Annotated in this window: 20 protein-coding genes and 1 pseudogene; 8 read left to right on the top strand and 13 right to left on the bottom strand. The window is 44.6% G+C overall.

The window, feature by feature from the left end:
• The first annotated feature begins 129 nt into the window (after nucleotides 1-129).
• From AB4133_RS10325 to AB4133_RS10315, 3 genes are all read left to right on the top strand, one after another.
• Nucleotides 130-1,362, top strand: coding sequence for a pyridoxal phosphate-dependent aminotransferase (locus AB4133_RS10325; protein ID WP_017060166.1), 1,233 nt, complete (start codon nucleotides 130-132; stop codon nucleotides 1,360-1,362).
• Between the two features lie 344 nt (nucleotides 1,363-1,706).
• Nucleotides 1,707-2,291, top strand: coding sequence for a 5'-deoxynucleotidase (yfbR, locus tag AB4133_RS10320; RefSeq protein ID WP_017060613.1), 585 nt, complete (start codon nucleotides 1,707-1,709; stop codon nucleotides 2,289-2,291).
• Between the two features lie 55 nt (nucleotides 2,292-2,346).
• Nucleotides 2,347-3,690 (top strand): anti-phage deoxyguanosine triphosphatase, encoded by a 1,344-nt coding sequence (locus AB4133_RS10315; RefSeq protein WP_017060614.1) that lies wholly within the window; start codon nucleotides 2,347-2,349, stop codon nucleotides 3,688-3,690.
• 26 nt (nucleotides 3,691-3,716) lie between these two features.
• On the opposite strand, the gene AB4133_RS10310 is transcribed toward AB4133_RS10315, so the two are convergent.
• Nucleotides 3,717-4,316: a tRNA-uridine aminocarboxypropyltransferase gene (locus AB4133_RS10310; protein WP_017060615.1), complete on the bottom strand. Its 600-nt coding sequence runs from the start codon at nucleotides 4,314-4,316 to the stop codon at nucleotides 3,717-3,719.
• Nucleotides 4,317-4,325: 9 nt separating this feature from the next.
• On the opposite strand from AB4133_RS10310, the gene rrtA reads away from it, so the two are divergent.
• Complete coding sequence (rrtA, locus tag AB4133_RS10305) at nucleotides 4,326-4,874, top strand: rhombosortase (RefSeq protein WP_017060616.1); 549 nt, start codon at nucleotides 4,326-4,328, stop codon at nucleotides 4,872-4,874.
• Here rrtA and AB4133_RS10300 read toward each other — a convergent pair.
• From AB4133_RS10300 to AB4133_RS10265, 8 genes and pseudogenes are all read right to left on the bottom strand, one after another.
• A complete protein-coding gene (locus AB4133_RS10300) occupies nucleotides 4,865-5,164 on the bottom strand; it encodes a helix-hairpin-helix domain-containing protein (RefSeq protein WP_017060617.1) in 300 nt (99 codons plus the stop codon). The two genes, rrtA and AB4133_RS10300, sit on opposite strands and share 10 nt — an antisense overlap.
• Before the next feature lie 224 nt (nucleotides 5,165-5,388).
• Nucleotides 5,389-7,254, bottom strand: a complete 1,866-nt coding sequence (ppiD, locus tag AB4133_RS10295; RefSeq protein ID WP_102429106.1) for a peptidylprolyl isomerase — start codon at nucleotides 7,252-7,254, stop codon at nucleotides 5,389-5,391.
• Between the two features lie 218 nt (nucleotides 7,255-7,472).
• A complete protein-coding gene (locus AB4133_RS10290) occupies nucleotides 7,473-7,766 on the bottom strand; it encodes an HU family DNA-binding protein (protein WP_012604504.1) in 294 nt (97 codons plus the stop codon).
• A gap of 168 nt (nucleotides 7,767-7,934) precedes the next feature.
• Nucleotides 7,935-10,286, bottom strand: a complete 2,352-nt coding sequence (gene lon / locus AB4133_RS10285) for an endopeptidase La (protein WP_017060619.1) — start codon at nucleotides 10,284-10,286, stop codon at nucleotides 7,935-7,937.
• A gap of 132 nt (nucleotides 10,287-10,418) precedes the next feature.
• Nucleotides 10,419-11,699 carry an ATP-dependent protease ATP-binding subunit ClpX gene (gene clpX / locus AB4133_RS10280; protein ID WP_009847283.1) on the bottom strand — a complete coding sequence of 427 codons (1,281 nt, stop codon included), beginning with the start codon at nucleotides 11,697-11,699 and terminating at the stop codon, nucleotides 10,419-10,421.
• A gap of 81 nt (nucleotides 11,700-11,780) precedes the next feature.
• Nucleotides 11,781-12,407 carry an ATP-dependent Clp endopeptidase proteolytic subunit ClpP gene (gene clpP, locus AB4133_RS10275; RefSeq protein WP_004736080.1) on the bottom strand — a complete coding sequence of 209 codons (627 nt, stop codon included), beginning with the start codon at nucleotides 12,405-12,407 and terminating at the stop codon, nucleotides 11,781-11,783.
• Between the two features lie 105 nt (nucleotides 12,408-12,512).
• Nucleotides 12,513-13,811, bottom strand: coding sequence for a trigger factor (gene tig / locus AB4133_RS10270; RefSeq protein WP_017065881.1), 1,299 nt, complete (start codon nucleotides 13,809-13,811; stop codon nucleotides 12,513-12,515).
• A 294-nt stretch (nucleotides 13,812-14,105) separates the two neighbouring features.
• Nucleotides 14,106-14,288: pseudogene (locus AB4133_RS10265) on the bottom strand (hypothetical protein); the annotation flags it as partial.
• Between the two features lie 163 nt (nucleotides 14,289-14,451).
• Here AB4133_RS10265 and AB4133_RS10260 point away from each other — a divergent pair.
• The 3 genes from AB4133_RS10260 (at nucleotide 14,452) to AB4133_RS10250 (ending at nucleotide 17,903) form a co-directional block, all read left to right on the top strand.
• Nucleotides 14,452-16,272 carry an ATP-binding protein gene (locus AB4133_RS10260; RefSeq protein ID WP_372224366.1) on the top strand — a complete coding sequence of 607 codons (1,821 nt, stop codon included), beginning with the start codon at nucleotides 14,452-14,454 and terminating at the stop codon, nucleotides 16,270-16,272.
• Between the two features lie 29 nt (nucleotides 16,273-16,301).
• Nucleotides 16,302-17,651, top strand: coding sequence for a sigma-54-dependent transcriptional regulator (locus AB4133_RS10255; protein ID WP_372224364.1), 1,350 nt, complete (start codon nucleotides 16,302-16,304; stop codon nucleotides 17,649-17,651).
• Nucleotides 17,652-17,729: 78 nt separating this feature from the next.
• The gene (locus tag AB4133_RS10250; protein ID WP_017060624.1) at nucleotides 17,730-17,903 is read left to right on the top strand and encodes a hypothetical protein; all 174 of its coding nucleotides are present in this window, start codon (nucleotides 17,730-17,732) and stop codon (nucleotides 17,901-17,903) included.
• 54 nt (nucleotides 17,904-17,957) lie between these two features.
• Here AB4133_RS10250 and AB4133_RS10245 read toward each other — a convergent pair whose 3' ends face one another.
• The 3 genes from AB4133_RS10245 to AB4133_RS10235 all read right to left on the bottom strand — a co-directional run bounded on the left by AB4133_RS10245 (nucleotide 17,958) and on the right by AB4133_RS10235 (nucleotide 21,137).
• Nucleotides 17,958-19,319: a TRAP transporter large permease gene (locus AB4133_RS10245; RefSeq protein ID WP_017060625.1), complete on the bottom strand. Its 1,362-nt coding sequence runs from the start codon at nucleotides 19,317-19,319 to the stop codon at nucleotides 17,958-17,960.
• A 2-nt stretch (nucleotides 19,320-19,321) separates the two neighbouring features.
• Nucleotides 19,322-20,077: a TRAP transporter small permease gene (locus AB4133_RS10240; protein ID WP_048607896.1), complete on the bottom strand. Its 756-nt coding sequence runs from the start codon at nucleotides 20,075-20,077 to the stop codon at nucleotides 19,322-19,324.
• Between the two features lie 64 nt (nucleotides 20,078-20,141).
• Entirely contained in the window at nucleotides 20,142-21,137 is a 996-nt protein-coding gene (locus AB4133_RS10235) for a TRAP transporter substrate-binding protein (RefSeq protein ID WP_372224362.1), read from the bottom strand.
• Between the two features lie 346 nt (nucleotides 21,138-21,483).
• On the opposite strand from AB4133_RS10235, the gene AB4133_RS10230 reads away from it, so the two are divergent.
• Nucleotides 21,484-21,891, top strand: a complete 408-nt coding sequence (locus tag AB4133_RS10230; protein WP_048607892.1) for a thioesterase family protein — start codon at nucleotides 21,484-21,486, stop codon at nucleotides 21,889-21,891.
• A gap of 2 nt (nucleotides 21,892-21,893) precedes the next feature.
• On the opposite strand, the gene AB4133_RS10225 is transcribed toward AB4133_RS10230, so the two are convergent.
• Nucleotides 21,894-22,727, bottom strand: a complete 834-nt coding sequence (locus AB4133_RS10225; protein ID WP_372224374.1) for a 4'-phosphopantetheinyl transferase superfamily protein — start codon at nucleotides 22,725-22,727, stop codon at nucleotides 21,894-21,896.
• Nucleotides 22,728-23,397 lie beyond the last annotated feature (670 nt).

The following is a 23,397-nucleotide window of genomic DNA, read 5'->3' as shown; positions in this document are numbered from 1 at the left end:
TTAGAAAAGAGTGACAACAAAAAGGCTAAACGTGACACTGAAATGCGACATTCATCAGATTTTTATTCTATCAAACGCCATTTTGCGGTACTTTAATAAAGTATTTAAATTAATTTCAGGAAATCGGCAATGCAAAATATCGGGATGTCGTCAAAACTCAACAGCGTATGCTACGAAATCAGGGGGCCTGTACTCAAACATGCTAAGCGCATGGAAGAAGAAGGGCATAAAATACTGAAGCTTAATATTGGTAACCCCGCCCCATTTGGTTTTGACGCCCCTGATGAAATCCTTGTTGACGTAATCCGTAACCTACCGACATCTCAAGGTTACTGCGACTCGAAAGGCATCTATTCAGCCCGCAAAGCGGTTGTTCAGCACTACCAGAAAAAAGGCCTACGTAACCTTGATGTAGAAGACGTTTACATTGGTAACGGCGCATCAGAGCTTATCGTTATGTCTATGCAAGCGCTACTGGATAATGGTGATGAAATCTTAGTTCCCGCTCCGGATTACCCACTATGGACAGCGTCTGTTGCGCTTTCTGGTGGTACACCGGTTCACTACATGTGTGATGAAGATGCTGATTGGTATCCAGATTTAGACGACATGCGCGCGAAGATCTCACCAAAGACGCGCGGCATCGTTCTTATCAACCCGAACAACCCAACAGGCGCGGTATACAGCCGTGATTTCCTATTACAAGTGGTTGAGATTGCTCGTGAGCACGGTTTGATCATCTTCGCCGATGAAATCTACGACAAAGTACTTTACGACGGTGCGGTACACACTTCAGTGGCAACGCTTGCTGAAGACGTATTAATGGTCACGTTCAACGGCCTATCTAAAGCTTACCGTGTATGTGGTTTCCGTGGTGGTTGGATGTTCTTAACAGGCCCTAAACACCTAGCGAAAGGCTATGTAGAAGGGCTAGAAATGCTGGCCTCAATGCGTTTGTGTGCCAACGTTCCGATGCAACACGCTATCCAAACCGCACTCGGTGGCTATCAGAGTATCAATGAGCTGATTCTTCCAGGCGGTCGACTGCTTGAACAGCGTGACCGTGCATGGGAACTGATCAACAAGATCCCTGGCGTTTCTTGTGTGAAACCGAAAGGTGCAATGTACCTGTTCCCTAAAATCGACACCAACATGTACAACATCAAAGACGATCAGAAGTTTGTACTCGACTTCCTTAAGCAAGAGAAGGTGCTATTGGTTCAAGGTACGGGCTTCAATTGGCCGAAACCGGATCACTTCCGTATCGTGACTCTGCCGCACATCGAAGATCTAGAAATCGCAATTGGTCGTTTAGAGCGCTTCTTACAGACTTACAGCCAAGACGACCTCATCGAAGGTTAATGAGCACAAAGAAAGATGGCTACAATTTGCTGTTTTAAAAGACTTTAACTTGTATTCATTCACTTCTATGCTTAAAAGGCTCCTGTTTAGGAGCCTTTTTTGTATCCGCTGTCTCGTATCCCTGTGCAAACACAAGATACGAGTGGAGTATTGTTTATACCAATCACAGTAAGTAAGTGTTCAGAAATAGCGTAGGGAAAAAGCTTGAGAACAAGGCAGCTATTTTCGACAAGCAGCTTCGATAAGTAGTTATTCTACAATCAAAAATTCTAACATAGTTATCGAGTTTTTTAACAAGCTAGGATGACCAGTTATTTACTACGATTGGTACTATAAGGACATTTATGAAACAGAGCCATTTCTTTGCCCATCTCGCACGCATGAAGCTAATTCAACGCTGGCCCCTGATGCGTTCGGTATCAAGCGAGAACATTTCAGAACATAGCCTACAGGTTGCTTTCGTGGCACACGCCTTGGCACTGATCAAAAACAAGAAGTTTGATGGTCAGCTTAACCCCGAGCACATTGCTCTGCTTGGCATGTACCACGACACCAGTGAGGTACTGACGGGTGATTTGCCAACGCCTGTTAAATACTACAACCCGGACATTGCACAAGAGTATAAGAAGATAGAAGCCGCGGCAGAACAAAGACTGCTTTCGATGTTGCCAGAAGAGTTCAGAGACGACTTCGCCCCCTTCTTAATATCTGGTACTGCGAGTAAAGAAGAGCAAAGCATCGTCAAGCAGGCAGATACTATCTGTGCGTACCTGAAATGCTTGGAAGAGCTCAGTGCGGGCAATCATGAATACGAGCAAGCCAAGCGCCGATTGGAAGAGACACTCGAACAACGCAAAAGCCCAGAAATGGACTACTTTCTCACCACATTCGCACCGAGCTTTGAATTATCACTAGACGAGATAAGCTAGCTGGGTATAAGTTGTTTTTAATTAGCTAAATAAAATCAATTTGATAGGTGCTATTTTGAATTCTCAACTCGAACCACCCTTTGTACTCGAACAAGAATGGCAGCATCGAAATGACGATGAACATAAAATAAGACGGGATGACCACCGCAGCCCGTATCAGCGTGACCGTGCGCGCGTGCTTCACTCTGCTGCTTTCCGTCGCTTACAAGCGAAAACCCAGATCCATGGCACCACGGTCAACGACTTTCACCGAACGCGCCTTACCCACTCTCTTGAGGCCGCTCAGCTTGGCACCGGTATCGTCGCTCAACTGAAGAAAAAGCAGCCCGAATTTCGAGACCTATTACCCTCAGACAGTTTGATTGATTCACTGTGTTTGGCTCACGACATCGGTCATCCACCCTATGGACATGGCGGCGAAGTCGCACTCAACTACATGATGCGCGACCACGGCGGCTTTGAGGGCAACGCTCAAACGTTTCGCATAGTCACACAGCTAGAACCTTACACTGAACATCACGGGATGAACCTATCTCGACGCACTTTGTTAGGTCTAATTAAGTACCCTTCTCTGCTGAGTGAGGTTCAAGCTAAATTGCAGTCTGAACCCGTTAAGCATCAACGACAACTCCGAGCTAAAGATTGGATGCCAGCAAAAGGCATCTACGATCATGATGAAGAGTTGTTTAACTGGGTGCTTGAACCGCTTTCAAGCAGCGACCAACAGCTCCTAAAACAGAAAAGAAAAACGCATACCGAGCCACTTGAGCACAACAAGACCAAATATAAGTCACTGGATTGTTCGATCATGGAACTTGCTGACGACATCGCGTATGGCGTGCACGATTTAGAAGATGCGATTGTGCTTGGCTCTGTGACCAAAGCTCAGTGGGTCGAATCGGCTTACCCTCAACTGAAAGAGATGGCCGACCCATGGATTTGTGAACACCTAGATTCAATTACAGAGATGCTTTTCTCTGGTGAACAGTATCGTCGAAAGGATGCGATTGGTGGGATAGTCAACGCACTGTTGACCAGTATCTCGATTAAGCGAGTGGAGGCTAACTTTGAGAATGTACTGTTGGCTTACAATGCGGTGCTCGAGCCGAGCATGGACGGCACACTCGATAAGCTGAAACACTTTGTCAGCGAGTTCGTTATTCAAGTGCCACAGGTTCAGGTCATCGAATACAAAGGTCAACAGATCATCATGGATATGTTTGAAGCATTCAGCGCAGATCCTGAACGCTTGCTGCCACTGCCCATCAAGAAGCAATGGCTACAACATCAAGATGAGTCTCGAAAAATGCGCGTGATAGCCGATTACATTTCATCGATGACTGATGATCTTGCGCAGAAAATGCATCAGCAACTGTTCTCAGCTCATACCGAGTTTTAATTCCTGACTCACTTTACTAAAACGGCTTAATCTAAGTAGTTTTTCTCAAACACGCCCGGCGGCATTTGATTGATTTGAAACTGAATCATTTGGTCAAATGCCGTTAGCAAAGGGCTAAAGTCGCCATCACGCTCTAACAAGCTAAGTAAATGATAGCCAGCTTCAACGGTTGAAAGGCTATTTTCACTGGGTGCTTTGCGAATTCGGTAATTACCCTTGAGATCTTTCGGTAAATGAACCGTGTTCAACGCATGCAAGTTACTCGATACTTGCCACATCTTGAATGCTTTCTTCCACGTGCCATCCAATAAAATCACACGCAGCTTCTTATTGGGAGATGTCGCCGACTCAACTGAAACAGAGTTTTCGCTTGGGTATAAAATCACATGTTGATACTGTTCATCGCACAACAATGCGTTGAGTTGTTCGTTGTCTGAAAAGTCTTCGCCAACAAACGTCACGCTGTTATTAAGAGATAACGAGAGAATACGCGCTGTTCCCATCGGACGATGCTCTTCTGATGGGTGCTGAAGAATGATAAGCTCAACATTCGATTCGAGTGGTGTAACCCACTGACAAATACAAGCTTTCAAAGCCTTGCTGCATTGGGGGCAATAACGAGACATGGATTTAATGTGTACCCTGTTTTAATTTTCATTTCACTTTTATGCGTCTTATTCCAATTTGAGCCAATACAAGCTTGGGTCGTTTGGGATAGCAATGCGATTGCCGATGGGCAATGGTGGCGAATCCTAACAGGAAACTTTTCACATACCAACTACTCGCATCTTCTGATGAATCTAGCAGGCTTGTGGATCATCAGCTACCTGTTTCAACCGAGTAAAAAACAGCTTGTTGTTGCTTTGCTTGTGATCAGTTTAGTGACTGGCGTCGCTCTGTTGTTTTCAAGTATTCAGATCTACGTTGGCCTATCGGGCACTTTGCATGGGTTGTTTGGCTTATTCGCGCTCAGAGAGGCTTTAAACGGCAGGAAGTCTAGTTGGCTGTTAGTATTCGGATTAGTCGCTAAAATCGCTTGGGAGCAGCTTATTGGCCCTTCTAGCACGACTGGTGAACTGATTAATGCTCGTATCGCGATTGAAGCCCACCTAGCAGGTGCATTGGCCGGAGGCTTCATATCTATCGCTTCATTTCTAACAAGTAGAAAAACGGGTCAAAGTTGAATTCTTTCGCGGTTCTTTTCAACCGTCGCTTCACCTATCCCTTTGACACTCACCAAATCATCAGCAGTAGTAAATGCCCCGTTCTGATCTCTGTAATCGACGATTTCTTTGGCTTTCTTGTCACCCACGCCAACCAATAGTGCTGAAAGTTCTTCTGCCGTCGCGGTATTGATGTTGACCGTAATCTCAATGCCTTCGTAAAGCTCAGCCTTGGTTGGGCTGTCTGCAAACACGGCAGGGCTTAAGAGCATCAGAAATGAAAGAATTAGTGTTGAATATATCGTGCGCATAAATAGTTCCTTTGTTCAAAAAACGTAACTTATGCATTTGCCGCGCTAGATAACACTATCACCAGATAAAAATAAAGCGGATCACCTAAGTGACCCGCTTCGTTATACATCTTATTTTCATCAGCTTGTTTGTTGGCTCACAAATCTGAATTAAAGCCTAACAATCACGTGTTGATTTCAGTAGTAAGCTCTAACTTGAGCTTGCTACTGAGGTAATCAAACGCTTACTGACCTTGACCCACTACGTAGTATTCAACGTCTGCGTTTTTACGAAGTACGTTTAATACGTTAGTCAGGTCTTGCTGGTTACCAACTCGCTCCAACTGTGCACCAATTTGAGTGCTGTAGGCTGGGTTGATCTCAGCCGTTACTTTAGAAAGCTCAACAACAACGATATTACCGTCTTGGTCTTTAGATTGACCGAACACAGCTTGACCTGCTTCTGGTTTCGCTAGAGCGAATACAGATGCCGCTAATGGCGAGTTACGGTCAATCGTTTCAAGTTCAGTGAACTCAAGGTTGTTGTCCGCTAGTACTGCTTCATTGCCTTGCTCAAGTTCGTTCACTAGAGAAACACCTAGCTCAACCGCTTGCTGCTCTGCTTGTACAGCAGACAGTGCAGCGACAACTTGATCTTTCACTTCAGCTAGAGGAAGAACTGTCTCATCACGAGTCTCTTCTACACGAACAACAATTACGTGCTCAGGTGCAACTTCGATAACTTCCGAGTTTAGACCGTCTTCTTTCACTTCAGGGCTCAAGATAGCTTGCATAACTGCAGGCGTCATCAGAACTTCTGGAGCGTCAACTTGAGAGATGAAATCTGTCGTTGTGATCTTCGCGTTGATAGCTTCTGCAGAATCAACTAGAGAATCTGGGAATTCAAACGCTACTTTTTCTAGCTCAGTTTGTTGCTCGTAGAACTGATCAACTGCGTGTTGGTCTAGAAGCTCTGTCTTAATCTCTGCCGCTACTTCAGTGTAAGGCTGAGCTTGAGACGCTTTTAGTTCGTCTAGCTTGATGATGTGGTAGCCGAAATCAGATTTAACTAGGCCAGTAGTATCGCCAATATTCTCAAGAGCGAAAGCCGCGTCTTCGAATGCAGGGTCCATAACATCGCGCTCAATCCAACCTAGGTCACCGCCAACGTCTGCACTACCGAAGTCGTCAGATTTCTCTTCCGCTAGCGTAGCAAAATCAGCGCCTGCATTTAGCTCGTCTAGGATTGCCTGAGCTTTCGCTTCGTCATCGCCTTGAACTAGGATGTGGCTAACTTTACGTTGCTCTTCCGTTGAGTACTTGTCTAGGTGCTCTTGGTAGTATTTCTGTGCTTCTTCATCGCTTACTTCAAGCTGAGACTTAAGCGCTTCAGCAGAAAGCTCAATGTAAGATACCTTAGCTTGCTCTGGACGAGTGTAAGCTGCTGGGTTCTCTTGGTAGTACTGTTCGATTTGCTCGTCAGTTAACTCGATGTCTTTTGCAAGGTCAGCAACAGACAGTGTCACTGTGCGAATGTCACGAGTTTGTGCGATAAGCTTGCTCTGAGTATCGATTTCGCCCTGAAGAACGAATTCACTGCCTTGAAGTGCAGTCACAAGCTGGTTGCGCATAAGGTCACGACGCATGTATTCAGCGAAGCTCTCTGCGCTGAAACCTGCACGACGTAGTGCCGATTGGTAAACTTCTTGGTCGAATTGACCCGCCGTTTGGAACTGAGGCATTTCTAGAATCATGGTGCGGATTTGAGAATCACTGATTCGTAGGCCTAGAGACTCAGCTTGCTGCTCAAGCAGTACGTCATTGATCATGCGATCAAGTACTGATTTACGGAAAGACTCTACGTAAGCAGGGTCTGCAAGCATTTGCGCGAAGTAATCGCCAAGTTGAGACTGCATACGATTACGTTCGTTTTGGTAAGCCTGTTCGAACTCACCACGAGCAATTTCTGTGTTGCCAACTTTAGCTGCTGCGTTGTTACCGCCACCGGTGATGTAGCTGCCTACACCTGCGAATACGAATGACAGGATAATCAACCCAAGGATAATTTTTACCGCGATGCTATTCACGCCTTCGCGTAATCGATCCATCATAATTTAAGTGCTCTCCGGATATGAAGCATTGGCTTCAAAATAAAAATCTATTCACGCGATATTATCAGAAAAAGAAATGCGCATCAGTAGGATGCGCATAATTTAAATAAGTTCAATGTGCTTTGTACACATACTGTTTAAGAATGAAACATCATTTTTCAAACAGTAAACGCATTTTACTGCCTTCCCCTCTTAAATGGAGGTTTCAGCAGTGAAAATTAGTTACATGCGTCTTTAAGTGCTTTACCCGCTTTGAAGCCAGGTACTTTAGCTTCTGCGATTTGGATCTCTTCACCAGTTTTTGGGTTACGACCTGTACGAGCAGCACGAGTACGAACACTGAAAGTACCAAAGCCAACAAGTGCAACTTGGTCACCAGATTGTAGCGTTGTGCCAACTGCTTCGATGAATGCGTCTAGAGCGCGGCCAGCTGAAGCTTTAGAGATGTCTGCGTTTTCTGCGATTGATTCTACTAGTTGTGTTTTATTCACTGTTTTTCCCCTATGTGTCATCTGTGACTACTTCTGATGACTGTACGTTCCATTTTGGTTTTAATTTAGCCGCAAGCCTTATTGCAAAAGGGCTGCCGCTTTGATCAATAACTTAGCGTCCAAAAAAAACGCTGACAAGCCTTTTCGGGCCTATCAGCGTAATTCTTTACTTATTTTTGCTATGCATCACTATTTTTTCACGTCAAACTCGACCCCTGACGGATCTCGTTCTAGCGCGACTTTGAGTACTTCATCAATCCACTGAACCGGGATCACCTTCAAGTCAGCGATTACGTTGTCTGGAATCTCTTCCAAATCACGCTCATTGTCTTTAGGGATCAGTACAGTTTTGATGCCGCCACGGTGTGCAGCAAGCAGTTTTTCTTTCAAGCCACCGATAGGTAAAACTTCACCACGAAGGGTAATTTCACCTGTCATACCGACCTCTGCTTTAACCGGGTTACCCGTCAAGCTAGAGACAAGTGCAGTACACATTGCGATACCCGCACTCGGGCCATCTTTCGGTGTAGCACCTTCTGGTACGTGAACGTGAATGTCACGTTTTTCGTAGAAATCTGAGTTGATACCCAGTTTTTCAGCACGAGAACGAACCACTGTCATTGCCGCTTGAATCGACTCTTTCATCACGTCGCCAAGTGAGCCAGTTTGCGTTAGCTTACCTTTGCCCGGCATTGCTTCGGTCTCGATAGTCAGTAGATCACCACCCACTTGAGTCCACGCTAGGCCTGTTACTTGACCGATACGGTTGCTTTCATCCGCTTTACCGAAGTCGTGGCGTTGAACACCTAAGTACTCTTTCAGGTTATCAATGTTAACCGTTACAGACTTAAGATCGCTGTCTAGCAAGATGTTCTTCACTGCTTTACGACAGATCTTTGAGATTTCACGCTCTAGGCTACGTACACCCGCTTCACGCGTGTAGTAACGAATGATGCCGATGATTGCAGAGTCTTCAATCTCAATTTCATGAGGCTTAAGACCGTTGCGTTGAACTTGCTTGTCCAGTAAATGGCTCTTAGCAATGTTCAGCTTCTCATCTTCTGTGTAACCAGATAGACGAATCACTTCCATACGGTCCAGTAGAGGCCCAGGAATGTCCATCGAGTTCGATGTTGCCACGAACATAACATCTGACAGATCGTAATCTACTTCTAGGTAGTGATCGTTAAATGCGTTGTTTTGTTCTGGATCTAGAACTTCTAGAAGTGCTGAAGATGGGTCGCCACGCATATCAGAAGACATCTTATCGATCTCATCTAATAGGAACAGTGGGTTCTTAACACCAACTTTAGACATCTTCTGGATCAGTTTACCCGGAAGTGAACCGATGTACGTACGACGGTGACCACGAATCTCAGCTTCATCACGAACGCCACCAAGTGCCATACGCGTGTACTTACGACCCGTTGCCGCAGCAATCGAACGACCTAGCGAGGTTTTACCTACACCAGGAGGACCAACAAGACAAAGGATTGGGCCTTTTAGCTTGTTGATACGGTTTTGTACTGCCAAGTATTCAAGAATACGTTCTTTAACACGCTCTAAGCCGTAGTGGTCTTCGTTTAAGATCTCTTCCGCTTTCGCTAGATTCTTTTTCACTTTTGAACGCTTAGCCCAAGGAACGCCCACCATCCAATCAATGTAGCTACGTACTACTGTTGCTTCAGCAGACATTGGCGACATCATTTTCAGTTTTTGCAGTTCTTGCTCGGTTTTTTCACGAGCTTCTTGAGGCATCTTAGAGTCTTCGATCTTCTTCTTCAGAGTCTCGAATTCATCAGGAGCGTCGTCCATCTCGCCAAGTTCTTTCTGAATCGCTTTCATTTGCTCATTCAGGTAGTACTCACGCTGAGATTTTTCCATTTGCTTCTTAACGCGGCCACGAATGCGTTTTTCAACTTGCAAGATGTCAATTTCTGACTCCATTTGGCCCATCAAGAATTCCAGACGTTCAGTCACATCTAAGATTTCTAGAACGTGCTGCTTGTCTACCAGTTTAAGTGGCATGTGTGCAGCAATCGTATCAGCAAGGCGAGCTGCCTCGTCAATACCGTTCAGAGATGTTAGAACTTCTGGTGGAATCTTTTTGTTCAGCTTAATAAAGCCTTCGAATTGATTGATCGCGCTGCGAACAACCACTTCTTGTTCTTTTTCGTCAAGTTCTGAGGTTACAACGTATTCTGCGTCCGCTAAGAAAAACTCACTTTCTTTGAATTGGTGAATTTTTGCACGCTGCTGACCTTCGACAAGCACTTTAACAGTACCATCAGGGAGCTTTAGTAACTGAAGAATGGTAGCGACAGTACCTACTTTAAATAGGTCGTCAATTGAAGGCTCATCAGTGTCCGCTTCTTTCTGCGCTACAAGTAGTACTTGTTTGTTAGCTTCCATTGCCGATTCAAGGCAAGTAATCGATTTTTCACGACCAACAAACAATGGAATAACCATGTGTGGGTAAACCACTACATCACGTAGAGGTAGCACGGGGATTTCGATACGCTCGGAACGTTCCAAGTTCATATATTTCTCTCTTCCGCTTTAACTTATAAAGCAGTATATGGGGCTTAAACGACTGGATTCAATGGAAGAATAAAAAAAAGGAGGTAATTGCTTACCTCCTTTTTCAATTTGAGTGACTTGTCTAAAAAAGACCTACTCTGCAACAGCTGCTTGGTTATCTGAGTTGCTGTAAATTAATAGTGGTTCTGACTCACCATTAATTACCGACTCATCAATCACAACCTTGCTTACATCAGTTGAAGATGGCAGTTCGTACATAGTTTCTAGTAGAACACCCTCCAAGATAGAACGTAGACCACGAGCACCTGTTTTACGGTTCATTGCTTTCTTAGCAATGGCACGTAAAGCATCTTCACGGAATTCTAACTCTGTATCCTCAAGCTCAAATAATGCTGCGTACTGTTTTGTAAGTGCATTCTTTGGCTCACATAGGATTTGGATTAGCGCTTCTTCATCAAGCTCTGTCAGTGTTGTTGTCACAGGTAGACGACCAATGAATTCTGGAATCAGACCATATTTCACTAGATCTTCAGGTTCTACTTGAGTGAACAATTCACCGATAGTTTTGGTTTCATCTTTTGAACGCACTTCTGCGCCAAAGCCGATACCTGAACCTGTTTCTACACGCTGTTCAATCACTTTATCTAGGCCTGCAAACGCACCACCACAGATAAATAAGATCTTAGACGTGTCCACTTGCAAGAACTCTTGCTGTGGATGCTTACGACCACCTTGAGGTGGAACTGAAGCTACTGTACCTTCAACAAGTTTTAGTAGAGCTTGCTGTACACCTTCACCAGACACGTCACGCGTGATTGATGGGTTTTCAGCTTTACGAGAAATCTTGTCGATTTCATCGATGTAAACAATGCCGCGTTCCGCTTTCGCTACGTCGTAATCACATTTCTGAAGCAACTTCTGGATGATGTTTTCAACATCTTCGCCCACGTAACCCGCTTCGGTTAGTGTTGTTGCGTCTGCCATTGTGAAAGGAACGTCTAGGAAACGAGCCAATGTTTCAGCCAGTAGTGTTTTACCACTACCAGTAGGACCGATAAGAAGAATGTTACTCTTACCTAGCTCTACGCCTTCAGCTGTCGTATCACCATTACGTAAACGCTTGTAGTGGTTATAAACTGCAACTGCTAGCACTTTCTTCGCGTATTCTTGACCGATTACATAGTCGTCAAGATGCTCACGAATCTCACGCGGCGTTGGCAGCGATTCCGATTCTTTCTTAGGAAGAACATCTTTAATTTCTTCACGAATAATGTCGTTACAAAGATCGACACATTCATCACAAATGTAAACAGAAGGACCTGCGATTAACTTGCGAACTTCGTGTTGGCTTTTGCCACAGAAAGAGCAGTAAAGCAGTTTACCGCTACCACCCTCTTTGCTTTTATCTGTCATTCGCTAACCTCTTAGCCTTAACTCTCTATGCTTGAGTGTATATCAATTTGAATCACTTTGCGTTAAACAATTGCCCTGCAATTATTGACCGCGGTGATTAAGAACTGAATCCACCAAGCCGTATTCTACTGCTTGATCAGCAGACATGAAGTTATCACGATCTGTATCGCGCTCAACAACTTCTAGAGGCTGACCTGTGTGCTCTGCCAATAGTTTGTTTAGCTTTTGTTTGATCGTTAGGATCTCTTGCGCGTGAATTTGAATATCAGACGCTTGGCCTTGGAAACCGCCAAGTGGCTGGTGAATCATTACACGTGAGTTTGGAAGCACGTGACGCTTACCAGGAGTACCACCCGCTAGTAAGAATGCACCCATAGAGCAAGCTTGACCCATACATACTGTGCTCACGTTTGGCTTGATGAACTGCATTGTGTCGTAGATAGACATGCCTGCTGTTACGCTACCGCCAGGTGAGTTGATGTAAAGATAGATATCTTTGTCTGGGTTTTCTGATTCCAAGAAAAGCAGTTGAGCCACGACAAGATTTGCCATGTGGTCTTCCACTTGACCTGTTAAGAAAATGATACGTTCTTTTAATAGACGAGAATAAATATCGTAAGAACGTTCACCACGGGAAGTCTGTTCAACCACCATAGGAACTAGTGCGTCCATAATCGATGGCATTGTATTTTTTTCTTGGTAGCTCATATTCTTATGTCCCTAAAATAAATGGCCCGAATGATTAAATCATACGGACCATTGTTAGCAGAATTGTTGACCGTACGTCAACCTTCTACGTCAGATATTACTATATTAAGCAGGTTGCTGATTCATTAGCTCGTTGAAGCTAACTTCTTTATCAGAAACTTGAGCTTTAGCGATGATTGCATCAATAGCTTGCTCTTCTAGAGCAACATTGCGCATGTTGTTCATCATTTGCTCGTTTTGCTCGTAGTAAGCAATAACTTCTGTTGGATCTTCGTATGCTGTAGCCATCTCTTCGATGATAGCTTTAACTTTCTCGTCGTCAGCTTTTAGCTCTTCAGTCTTGATTACTTCACCAAGAAGAAGACCTACAACTACGCGACGTTTAGCTTGCTCTTCGAACAGCTCACGTGGAAGTTGGTCAGCAGCTTCAGTGTTGCCACCGAAACGTTGAGCAGCTTGTTGACGTAGAACACCGATCTCTTGATCGATTAGAGCAGAAGGTACGTCGATGTTGTTTTCGTTAACTAGACCGTCGATAGCTTGCTCTTTGATGCGGTTCTTAACAGCTTGCTTAAGCTCACGCTCCATGTTCTTACGAACTTCAGCTTTAAGACCTTCAACGCCGTCAGTTGCGCCGAACTTAGCAACGAATTCTTCGTTTAGTTCTGGAAGTTCACGAGCTTCAACTTTGTTCAGCTTGATAGAGAACTTAGCTGCTTTACCTTTTAGGTTTTCAGCGTGGTAATCTTCTGGGAAGTTTACGTCGATTTCGAATTCCATACCTGCTGTTTTACCAACGATACCGTCTTCGAAGCCAGGGATCATGCGACCAGCGCCCATCTCTAGTGGGAAGTTCTCAGCTTTGCCGCCTTCAAACTCTTCACCGTCGATAGAACCAACGAAGTCGATAGTTGCACGAGAACCAGCGTCAGCAGCAGCTTCAACTTCAGTCCAAGTTGCTTGTTGCTTACGTAGAGTTTCGATCATCTCTTCAACGTCAGCTTCTTTAACTTCTACTGCTGGTTTCTCAACAGTGATGTTTTCTAGACCTTTCAGCTCAACTTCTGGGTAAACTTCAAAAGTTGCGTTGAATACTAGGTCAGCGCCTTCGTTGTTTTCAACTGGTGCGAAAGTAGGTGCGCCAGCTGGGTTGATTTTCTCTTTAACGATCGCTTCGATGAAGTGACGTTGCATTACTTCGCCCATCACGTCTTGACGTACTGCTTTGCCGTACATTTTAGCAACCATCTTCATTGGCACTTTGCCTTTACGGAAACCATCGAAACGACGGTTTTTCGCGATGTTGCGTAGTTCAGCTGTAACTGCATCTTCGATGTTAGCAGCAGGAACAGTAATATTAAGACGGCGCTCTAGGCCTTCTAGCGTTTCAACAGTAACTTGCATTATATAAACCTCAAAACTGGCTCAGTAATCTGAGCATATGAGCCGTAACTTAGCTTTAATTCAAAAGCAGACGTTGTTGGCTGCATCCTTGTGTAGTGCTCTATCCGAACACCTAATTTAAAATCGAGCATTGATGTCTGAATTGATTATTCAACCAAACACCAGACTAATCAGCGATATCTTCGTTCTTCACACGTCGATTAAAACGCAATAAAGCTTGTTTTCAGAAACAAGAAAGGTATCTCCGATTAGCCTCAGGACAGAAATTTTAGACGCGACATTCTAGCGATCTGTTTAATCTCTGTCGAGCCGTTCACCTCTGCATGATGATGAATGCTCTAAATTCGTCCAACTAAGTGATACAAAAACGATCAAATCATCACTTAGCACAACAGAAATGGGGACAATAGCGACTTTTTCAAGGGAATCGAGGGCTTTTTTTGCTAAAAACCTTAAAAAGAGATCTTGCTCTTGTTTTACCCCTCAGAGTCGATAACTTTTTCAACAATCCCCGTTACAAACCCTTAACCTACATCCATCTGTTCACTCTCTGCTTTCAGCAAAAACTACCGCTATTTGCTACCATAAACGAGAGAAGACAGGCTTGATTGTTTACCAAAGAAATCAGCGGAGAGCCTTCATGTTTCAAGCTTTTAAAATCCCAATACTGTTAATGGTCACATACAGTTTACTGATGGTGTTTGGCGGTCATTGGGTGTGGAGCACGAGCCATGAAAGTTTGTTAAATGATCATCAATCTAAGCTGGACCGCTTTTCTGTTCATATTTCAAGCCAATTGGATAAGTTCGCGCACATTCCCGAGCTGCTTTCAAAAGACAAAGAGCTGGTCGATGCCCTGCACTCTCCAAGTAACTCTGCGCAAATCGAACTCACTAATCGTTATCTAGAGCACGTAAACTCGGTGATTCAAGCATCCGACACCTACCTACTAGACAGTATCGGCACCACCATTGCAGCCAGTAACTGGAATCAACCGCGTTCTTTTATTCGTCGTAACTTTGCTTTCCGCCCCTACTTTCAAGAAGCGATTATTGGCAATGAAAATCAATATTTTGCGCTAGGTTCAACCTCTGGAAAGCGAGGCTATTATTATTCTTACCCCGTCTCCTATGCCGCCGAGATTATTGGCGTCATTGTCGTAAAGATGGATTTATCGCTGATTGAAGCAAGTTGGAAAGGCAAACAGAGTTTTTTTGTTGCTGACGATAAAGATCAAATTGTATTTATGTCGAGTAACCCTGAGTGGCTGTTCAAAAGCCTTCAGCCGCTAAGCGAAGTACAACACACTCGAATTCAAGAAAGCAGGCAGTATCTCGATACAAAAATAGAAAGCCTGCACTTCTCCGGCGATTTAGACAGTGCCACCAGTCGTATTGAGTCGCCACACAAACTCGTCCAAGAGCAGTTCTTTAGTTCTTCGCGTTTCCTAGCCGAACCAAGACTCACCATACGGGTATTTTCTCCAACCCACTTAGTTTGGTGGGACTTGGTTGCTTACCTTGTGGTTTTGAGCCTAATCTTTGCGATTATTTATCTAACAATGCAGCTCAACCACCATAGACAACAAAGACGAGCACAGATAGACAGGCTGCAATCCGAAGCCAAGCAAAAACTCGAATTTCAAGTGCTTGAACGTACATCGGAGTTACATGTTGAGATCAAACACCGTATCGAAACCGAGCATGTTCTGAGGCAAACCCAAGACGAGCTCATCCAAGCCGCCAAACTAGCAGTGCTAGGGCAGATGTCAGCGAGCATCAGTCACGAACTGAATAACCCGCTTGCCGCGATTCGCAGTTATGCCGACAACGGCCGATTGTTTCTTGCCAAAGAAAAAACCGATCGTGTCGATGACAATCTATCGCGAATCTCGGCACTCACTGATCGTATGGCGAAAATCAGCCACCAGCTTCGCTCGTTCGCCAAAAAATCTACTGCGGAAGAGCTACACACCTTACAAATACTCCCAGTTTTACATTCATCGAAAGAGCTGATGAAGCCACAACTCAAGAGCGAGCGAGTTAAGGTCAACGAACTCCCTGAGACCTTTGATGCTTGCGTGCTCGCCAACGCCATTCAACTGGAACAGGTGATCATTAACCTGCTGACCAACGCGATTCAGGCGGTGGAACAACAAGATGACAAACAATTAGCTATTCTGTTAGAGATTAGAGAGTCCGACCATCAACAAGCCAATACCTTGCTAATTCATGTCGATGATAACGGCCCCGGCTTCACCTCCCCTTTTAGCGGAAACTTTTTTGAACCCTTCCATACCACCAAGAAAAACGGACTTGGACTTGGGCTATCGATTTCTCAACAAATAATCAACGGAATAAATGGCAAGCTCGTTACCGGTAGTAGCCCTCAAGGCGGTGCTCGAATCAGCATAGAGTTGCCCCTTGTTGGACATGAACAGCAAACAAAAACTCAGCAATAACCAGAATACAAAGAAGTAAAGGAATCACTATGTGTCACGTCTATTTCATTGATGATGAATCCGATCTAAGAATGGCGATTGAACAGAGCTTCGAGCTCGCCGACATTGATGCCGAATTCTTTCCCGATGCGGAGTCTGCTCTGCTCGCGATTCAAGAAAACGGCTTACCTCACGTGATCATCACTGATATCTGTCTACCAGGTCTATCCGGGCATGATCTGCTCAACACCGTGATGCACAAAGACAAAGAGATCCCCGTGATCATGATTACTGGTCACGGCGATATTTCAATGGCCGTTCAAGCCATCCAATACGGCGCCTATGACTTCATTGAAAAACCTTTCGCTAATGAACGCCTAATCGAAACCACTAAGCGAGCGATAGAAAAACGTCAGCTCACACTAGAGAACCTTGAGTTAAAACGTTCACTCAAAGCCAGCCAAGCGCTCGGCCCTAGAATCATTGGTGATACGCAATCCATGACTGAGCTGCGCTCCATCATCACCCATATTGCCGACACCAATGCCGATATATTATTGTTTGGCGAGACAGGTACAGGTAAAGAGTTAGTAGCACGTTCTCTGCATGAACAAAGCAGCCGTCGAGAGCAAAACTTTGTCGCGGTCAACTGTGGTGCTGTTCCTGAAAACCTGATTGAGAGTGAACTGTATGGCCATGAAAAAGGGGCATTCACGGGCGCAGAAAGCATGCGAGTGGGTAAATTCGAGTTTGCTCAAGGCGGAACTCTATTCTTAGATGAAGTTGAATCCATGCCGATGCAGGCACAAATTCGCCTATTACGCGTCTTACAAGAACGCGTTATTGAGCGAGTTGGTTCAAACGGTTTAGTGCCACTAGATATTCGAGTGATAGCAGCAACCAAAGTCGACCTAAAGAAAGCCGCTGAAGAAGGCTCTTTCCGCCAAGATCTCTATTATCGACTCAATGTTGTGACCTTAGATTTACCGCCGTTAAGAAGCCGACAAGAAGATATCCCAGCACTCTTCCACCACTTCTTACTGGTCGCTGCGGCGCGTTATGGCAAGACTGCCCCTGCCCTTCCACAAAAGGAGCTGCACGCACTTTTGGCTCATGATTGGCCGGGAAATGTTCGAGAATTACGTAATACTGCAGAGCGTTTTGTACTTTTAGGTAAGCTTTCTCACTTATCAGACAGCACTTCGGAGTCGACCCAACATTTGTCGTTAGCAGAACTGGTTTGTGATTTTGAGAAAAACACGTTAAAGCAAGCGCTTATTGAGTGTAATGGCAGCATCAAAGAGACGATGGATAGACTACAACTTCCCCGAAAAACACTCTACGATAAGATGCAAAAACACCAGCTAGTGAAAGAGTCATACAGACAAAACGAAAACTAAATTAGATTTGGGAGCAAGATCACCTATACTTATTTTGATAACAGGATGTTATGCAATCAAAGTAATAAGGAAATAACTATGGGTGAGAAAACAAAAGTGCCATCGATTACCGATACTTTCGAGATAGATGGTATTTTTTATGCTGACAATCATGTCGATCTACACACGCCAGAATTAGAGGCAAAACGCGCTTTGTATGAGCAGATAAAGCCTCATTCAAATCGTGGCAGAAATATAGATGAGGAGGTCTAGCGACCTCCTCATTTTTTATGGATTAAATTCCATGTCAGTGAATGACTCAAATAGCTACTTGGTTATGATCTCTGGTCCCATCAAGGTGGTTGGTAACCATGTTGATACCCAAGGTACGTAAGTGACGATAATCAGGAATAAGAACATCACCCCAACCCACGGCAATGCGGCTTTTACCACGTTCATCATCGACATCTTCGCGACACCTGCGGTCACAAACAAATTGAGCCCGACAGGCGGCGTTATCATCCCTATCTCCATGTTCACCACCATCATGATACCTAGGTGAATTGGGTCGATACCGAGCGCAATTGCAATTGGGAATACCAAAGGAGCAACAATGATCAGCAAGCCTGATGGCTCCATGAACTGCCCACCAATCAAGAGTAAAACGTTTACTACAATCAAAAAGGTGATCGGACCCAAGCCCGCAGATAGCATAGACTCAGTGATCATTTGAGGAATGCGTTCTTCGGTCAGTACATGCTTAAGAATCAGAGCATTGGCAATGATAAACAGCAGCATGATCGTCAGCTTGCCTGCATCGTAAAGTGTGTCTTTGGTGTCTTTATGGAAAAACGTTTGGAACACCTTAACCAAAGCAGGCTTTGTATTGTTCTTGTCAGCGAAAGGCCCCATATCTTTATAGATAAAGTTGGCAATGAAGAAGGCATACACCGCAGCCACTGCCGCCGCTTCTGTCGGAGTAAAGATGCCGCCGTAGATACCACCTAGAATGATGACAATCAGCAGCAAGCCCCAGCTCGCATCTTTCGCAGCTGCGAACATCTCGCCCCAGCCCACAAATGGCTGTGCCGGAATCTTCTTAATACGTGCTGCGATGTAGATAGCAATCATCAACATCACACCCGCCAGCAAACCAGGAATAACGCCACCTAAGAACATACGACCTACCGATACATCGGTCGCAGCCGCGTAAACCACCATCACGATGGACGGCGGAATCAAGATACCCAAAGTACCCGCGTTACAGATAACCCCTGCCGCGAACTCTTTTGAGTAACCGTTTTTGATCATACCTGCGATAACGATACTACCGATCGCCACTACCGTTGCAGGAGATGAACCAGAAAGGGCTGCGAACATCATACATGCCACAACCGACGCCATCGCCAAGCCGCCGCGGAACCAACCTACCATCGCGATAGCAAAACGGATAATACGTTTCGCCACGCCACCAGTAGACATGAAGCTAGAGGCCAAAATAAAGAAAGGAATCGCTAAGAGTGTGTAGTGGCCTGCAAATGCATTAAACAGCGTTTGTGCGACTGAAGCTAATGACGCATCTGAGTGCATCAATAAGAATATTACGCTCGATAAACCGAGGGAAATTGCAATTGGTACACCGACCAACATGAAAGCAATTACCATTAAAAATAGAAATAACATTGCCATGATTAGTCTTCCTTACCGTTAGATTTTGTACTCGACTCATTCGCTTTGTTCTGCGGAGTCGAATTCAATACCGCTGTCGCATCTTCGTCAGAGCCCGCTAGCACGTCTGCTTTCAACGCATCCAGCTCTTCTTCGGCTTCGTGTCCTGCAATCATGCGGTCAAGCTTGCCTGTTACGACTTGGTAAGCAACTTGAGCAAAACGGAACGTTAGCATTGCCATACCAATCGGCAGCGCCATATAAGGAATAAAACGTGGCAGTTTCTCGTATCGCTCGCCTTCATTCAGCCAGTCAGCAAGAAACTGAAGCATCTCTGGCATTGGAATATCGTCGGTCTCGTACCATGCGCGATCGGTCGCGAATGGGTACCAATAATTCCAAGAACCGATAAGAAGTAAGATTGAAAATGCTAGGCAGCTTGTCACGGCGATGAGCGCATACACTTTGCGTAGCTTTTCTGGGGCAAGGTTGATGATCACATCAACACCAATGTGGAAGTGTTTTTTAACGCCATAAGATGCGCCCACTAACACCATCCAAGCAAACATGAACACGGTCAGTTCCAGTGCCCATAAGATGTTGTCATTGAATGCGTATCGAAATACCACGTTGGCAAAAGTAAGTAGCGTCATTGCGCCAAGGAAAAATGCGATTAGTGACTCTTCAATCACATCCGTAACTCTTCCGACTTTGGAAAAAAGAGAGGTTTCCAGTGCTGATTCGCTAGAATTTGGTTGTTCCATTTGAGGCTTTTCCATAATTGACTCCGCTTATAATTGTTTTAATAAGGAGTGACGAATACTCGCCACTCCCTTAGCGGTGTTATTGGTTTGAAGCTAACGCTGCATCGATAAGGTCTGAACCGATGTCTTTTTCAAACTTCTTCCATACTGGTTGAAGTGCAGCTACCCATGCTTGACGCTGTTCAGGCGTAAGTGTACGAACCTCACCACCCGCTTCGATGATGTTGTTTTTGTTCGCTAGGTTAACTTTTGAAGATTCTGCGTTACGCGTCTCAGACACTTCTTGAACGATAGTGCCAAGCTGTGTGCGTACATCTTCAGGTAGGTCTTTCCAGAAGTCGTTAGAGGTTACAACTAGGTAATCCAAGATACCGTGATTAGTTTCGGTCACGCCGTCTTGTACTTCAAAGAACTTCTTACCGTAGATGTTTGACCATGTGTTCTCTTGACCATCGATAACTTTAGTTTGCAAGCCACCGTACACTTCTTTGAAAGACATCTTCTGTGGGTTAGCGCCTAGTTGTTCAAACTGAGCCACCAATACATCCGATGCTTGAACACGGAATTTCAAACCTTTTGCATCTTCAGGGCTGATAAGAGGTTTGTTCGCCGACATCTGTTTCATGCCATTGTGCCAAAACGCAAGACCTTGCAGGCCACGACGCTTCATCGCGTTCTTCAGCTTTTCACCAGATTCTGAGTTTTGGAAACGGTCAACGGCTTCTACGTCTTCAAATAGGAAAGGAAGGTCAAAAATGCGGTATTTCTTAGTGAACTTCTCAAATTTTGACAGCGATGGCGCCGCCATTTGAACATCACCATTTAACAGGGCTTCCAGTACCTTATTATCATCGTAAAGTGTTGAGTTAGGGAAAACTTGCATACAAGCTTTTCCATTCATTTCTGTGTTTACTCGCTCTTCCAGTAAAGAAGCGGCGATGCCTTTCGGGTGCTTATCGGTATTGGTTACATGACTGAATTTAATCACGATTTCACCAGGGTCACAGTTTGCAGCAGCATTAAAACTTGTGAGCGCCAGAGCAGATACAGACAGCAGGGTAAGAGGCTTAAACATTATTATTCTCCTTAGTAAACAAAGCAGCCCTTCAATGGGAACTGCGTGCTTTCACTAAGGCAATTAGCGCGCCATATTGACACAATTCATTAACAAGCCTTTAACCGCAAGGCTTCATCAGATCTGCCTGCAGTTGTCGCTAACTCGCTACAAAAATTAATGGGTGGAAAATGACACATAGAATATTTGTAAATGGGTGGGAGTTGACCAAAGCATCAGTGATAAATGAGGTCTGACCAAAAGCCCCTTTCACGATGATGCCTTGAAGTAATTTCAACCTATCCTGTAGAGTGCTGCACAACTTAGTCAGATTTACTGATCCACTACTTACCAAGAGTTGCTACCCATGAGTCAGATCTACCATCACCCAGTACAGATTTACTACGAAGATACCGATCACTCAGGTGTGGTTTATCACCCTAACTTTCTTAAATACTTTGAGCGTGCGCGCGAGCATGTGTTGGGCAGCGATAAACTGGCAGAGTTGTGGAATGAACATGGACTGGGGTTTGCGGTGTATAAAGCCAATATGACCTTTCAAGACGGCGTTGAGTTCGCAGAGATCTGCGATATCCGAACCTCTTTTGAGCTCGATGGCAAATACAAAACCTTATGGCGACAAGAGGTTTGGCGTAAAGATGCAACCAAACCTGCCGTGATTGGTGATATCGAGATGGTTTGCCTAGATAAAGACAAACAACTTCAGCCTGTACCCGCAGAAGTATTAAAAGCGATGCTTGGAGAGTCGAGCTAACTTTATTTTATCCACATAGACGTCAAGAGATGAGACGACGAAAAGGTTCTCATCTCTATCTGCATGGGGAGCAAATTCCCGCCAAGCGTCACCGCAAAGCGATACTGTTCATCCAGCCGCCCTAAGCAACACTGCCAATCTGTAGAACTATCGTCTTGTTGAGCAGAATCCAAATTCAACCCAATCCCGCTATGTAGCCTGATTTCGCGATACAAGCCTGATTGTTCCACTACTTGCTTGGTCAAAAATGTTCGCTTGGTCAAATTAGAGAAATCGAACGAGAAGCTTCGCAACGATGTGGCTAGCCCCTTGCCTGTCGCTTTGATATACGACTCCTTCAGCGCCCAAAGATCGAAAAAACGCTCTCTTTGAGATACCTCATCCAGCTCGAGTAAATCGTTAATCTCAAATTCCGAAAAGTAATGCTTCATGATCGCCGCGATGTTGGTCGAGCTTCTTGCATGTTCTATATCCACCCCAAGCTGTAGTGGTTGCCCTTTCGTTCGGCAGACAGCAATCAGTAAATGATCTTGACTGTGGCTAATATTGAAATTCAGTCCGGTTTTGTGTTGCTGCTCTGCAATCAAGCTTGGTTTGCCTTTTTCACCATACTCAAATCGCCACTCTTCAGCCGTCAAATCAGAGTAGATCGACAGAACCTCTCGTAAGTAGTTACGAACATAGAGCGCTTGGATCTGAGATGAGGGCATTCGATACCGCTCGACCTTCGCTATTTCATCAGCTGTGAGTGTCTGTTTGAGGTGTGACTTACTGCCTACATCATCACGCAAATTACTCAAAGAACATAGCCACAAATCAACGATTGGATTTTCCAATTTACTCACGCTCACTTCTTCAAACCACTTATCAAAAAACCATCAAAACGAACAAATTTAAGTCACCTATGATTTGAGATAAACATAGAGAATCTGCGCAGGAAACACCCTTCATATGCGGACTTAAAACTAATTTTTCAAATAATAACAAATTAAAACACAGATCACACTTAGCCTTACGGAACAGGCATCTATTAAATGTTACTTACAAAAATCTGACATAGATCTCACCAAGTCAAAAAATAGAGTACAAACACTAAACAACCACTCAGACCCGTTAATTATCAATAAGTTAATTGCATTAAAAATACAAAAAACAAAAGTTCAGTAAAATCATCTGGTCTGAACAGATCATAGTGGCCTCTGGGAGCATTGTATCGGCCACTCACCTCGGGTAGCCTGCTCAACCATTAAACAAATTCACACGTTTTTATTGCGGATACCTGCTTTGCATAAAGCAGTACTTTGGACAGGATTTAAATGGACATTAACCTCACATTCGAATGCCCTCTTCTCGCATGAAAAACGTAATCAACCCCTGCAAGTCACTGTACTTCGCACCCCCTATTTCAGTCAGGTGGCCAACTTTCGGCAGCCTTACTCTTCAGCTGCGTTTGCCCAAATCTGTCTCAGATTTATTTTCGATTTATTTAAAATCGCAGCTTCAAAA

Source organism: Vibrio sp. 10N.286.52.F8 (genome assembly GCF_041468745.1).
Lineage (GTDB): Bacteria > Pseudomonadota > Gammaproteobacteria > Enterobacterales > Vibrionaceae > Vibrio > Vibrio crassostreae_C.
This window is presented reverse-complemented; position numbering and strand designations above follow the sequence as displayed.

Bases quoted from the DNA above. Each gene is read 5' to 3' on its own strand.
- AB4133_RS10325 (WP_017060166.1), top strand. From the start codon at position 130: ATGCAAAATATCGGGATGTCGTCAAAACTCAACAGCGTATGCTACGAA.
- yfbR (WP_017060613.1), top strand. From the start codon at position 1,707: ATGAAACAGAGCCATTTCTTTGCCCATCTCGCACGCATGAAGCTAATT.
- AB4133_RS10310 (WP_017060615.1), bottom strand. From the start codon at position 4,316: ATGTCTCGTTATTGCCCCCAATGCAGCAAGGCTTTGAAAGCTTGTATT.
- AB4133_RS10300 (WP_017060617.1), bottom strand. From the start codon at position 5,164: ATGCGCACGATATATTCAACACTAATTCTTTCATTTCTGATGCTCTTA.
- ppiD (WP_102429106.1), bottom strand. From the start codon at position 7,254: ATGATGGATCGATTACGCGAAGGCGTGAATAGCATCGCGGTAAAAATT.
- AB4133_RS10290 (WP_012604504.1), bottom strand. From the start codon at position 7,766: ATGACACATAGGGGAAAAACAGTGAATAAAACACAACTAGTAGAATCA.
- lon (WP_017060619.1), bottom strand. From the start codon at position 10,286: ATGAACTTGGAACGTTCCGAGCGTATCGAAATCCCCGTGCTACCTCTA.
- clpX (WP_009847283.1), bottom strand. From the start codon at position 11,699: ATGACAGATAAAAGCAAAGAGGGTGGTAGCGGTAAACTGCTTTACTGC.
- clpP (WP_004736080.1), bottom strand. From the start codon at position 12,407: ATGAGCTACCAAGAAAAAAATACAATGCCATCGATTATGGACGCACTA.
- tig (WP_017065881.1), bottom strand. From the start codon at position 13,811: ATGCAAGTTACTGTTGAAACGCTAGAAGGCCTAGAGCGCCGTCTTAAT.
- AB4133_RS10260 (WP_372224366.1), top strand. From the start codon at position 14,452: ATGTTTCAAGCTTTTAAAATCCCAATACTGTTAATGGTCACATACAGT.
- AB4133_RS10255 (WP_372224364.1), top strand. From the start codon at position 16,302: ATGTGTCACGTCTATTTCATTGATGATGAATCCGATCTAAGAATGGCG.
- AB4133_RS10250 (WP_017060624.1), top strand. From the start codon at position 17,730: ATGGGTGAGAAAACAAAAGTGCCATCGATTACCGATACTTTCGAGATA.
- AB4133_RS10245 (WP_017060625.1), bottom strand. From the start codon at position 19,319: ATGGCAATGTTATTTCTATTTTTAATGGTAATTGCTTTCATGTTGGTC.
- AB4133_RS10240 (WP_048607896.1), bottom strand. From the start codon at position 20,077: ATGGAAAAGCCTCAAATGGAACAACCAAATTCTAGCGAATCAGCACTG.
- AB4133_RS10235 (WP_372224362.1), bottom strand. From the start codon at position 21,137: ATGTTTAAGCCTCTTACCCTGCTGTCTGTATCTGCTCTGGCGCTCACA.
- AB4133_RS10230 (WP_048607892.1), top strand. From the start codon at position 21,484: ATGAGTCAGATCTACCATCACCCAGTACAGATTTACTACGAAGATACC.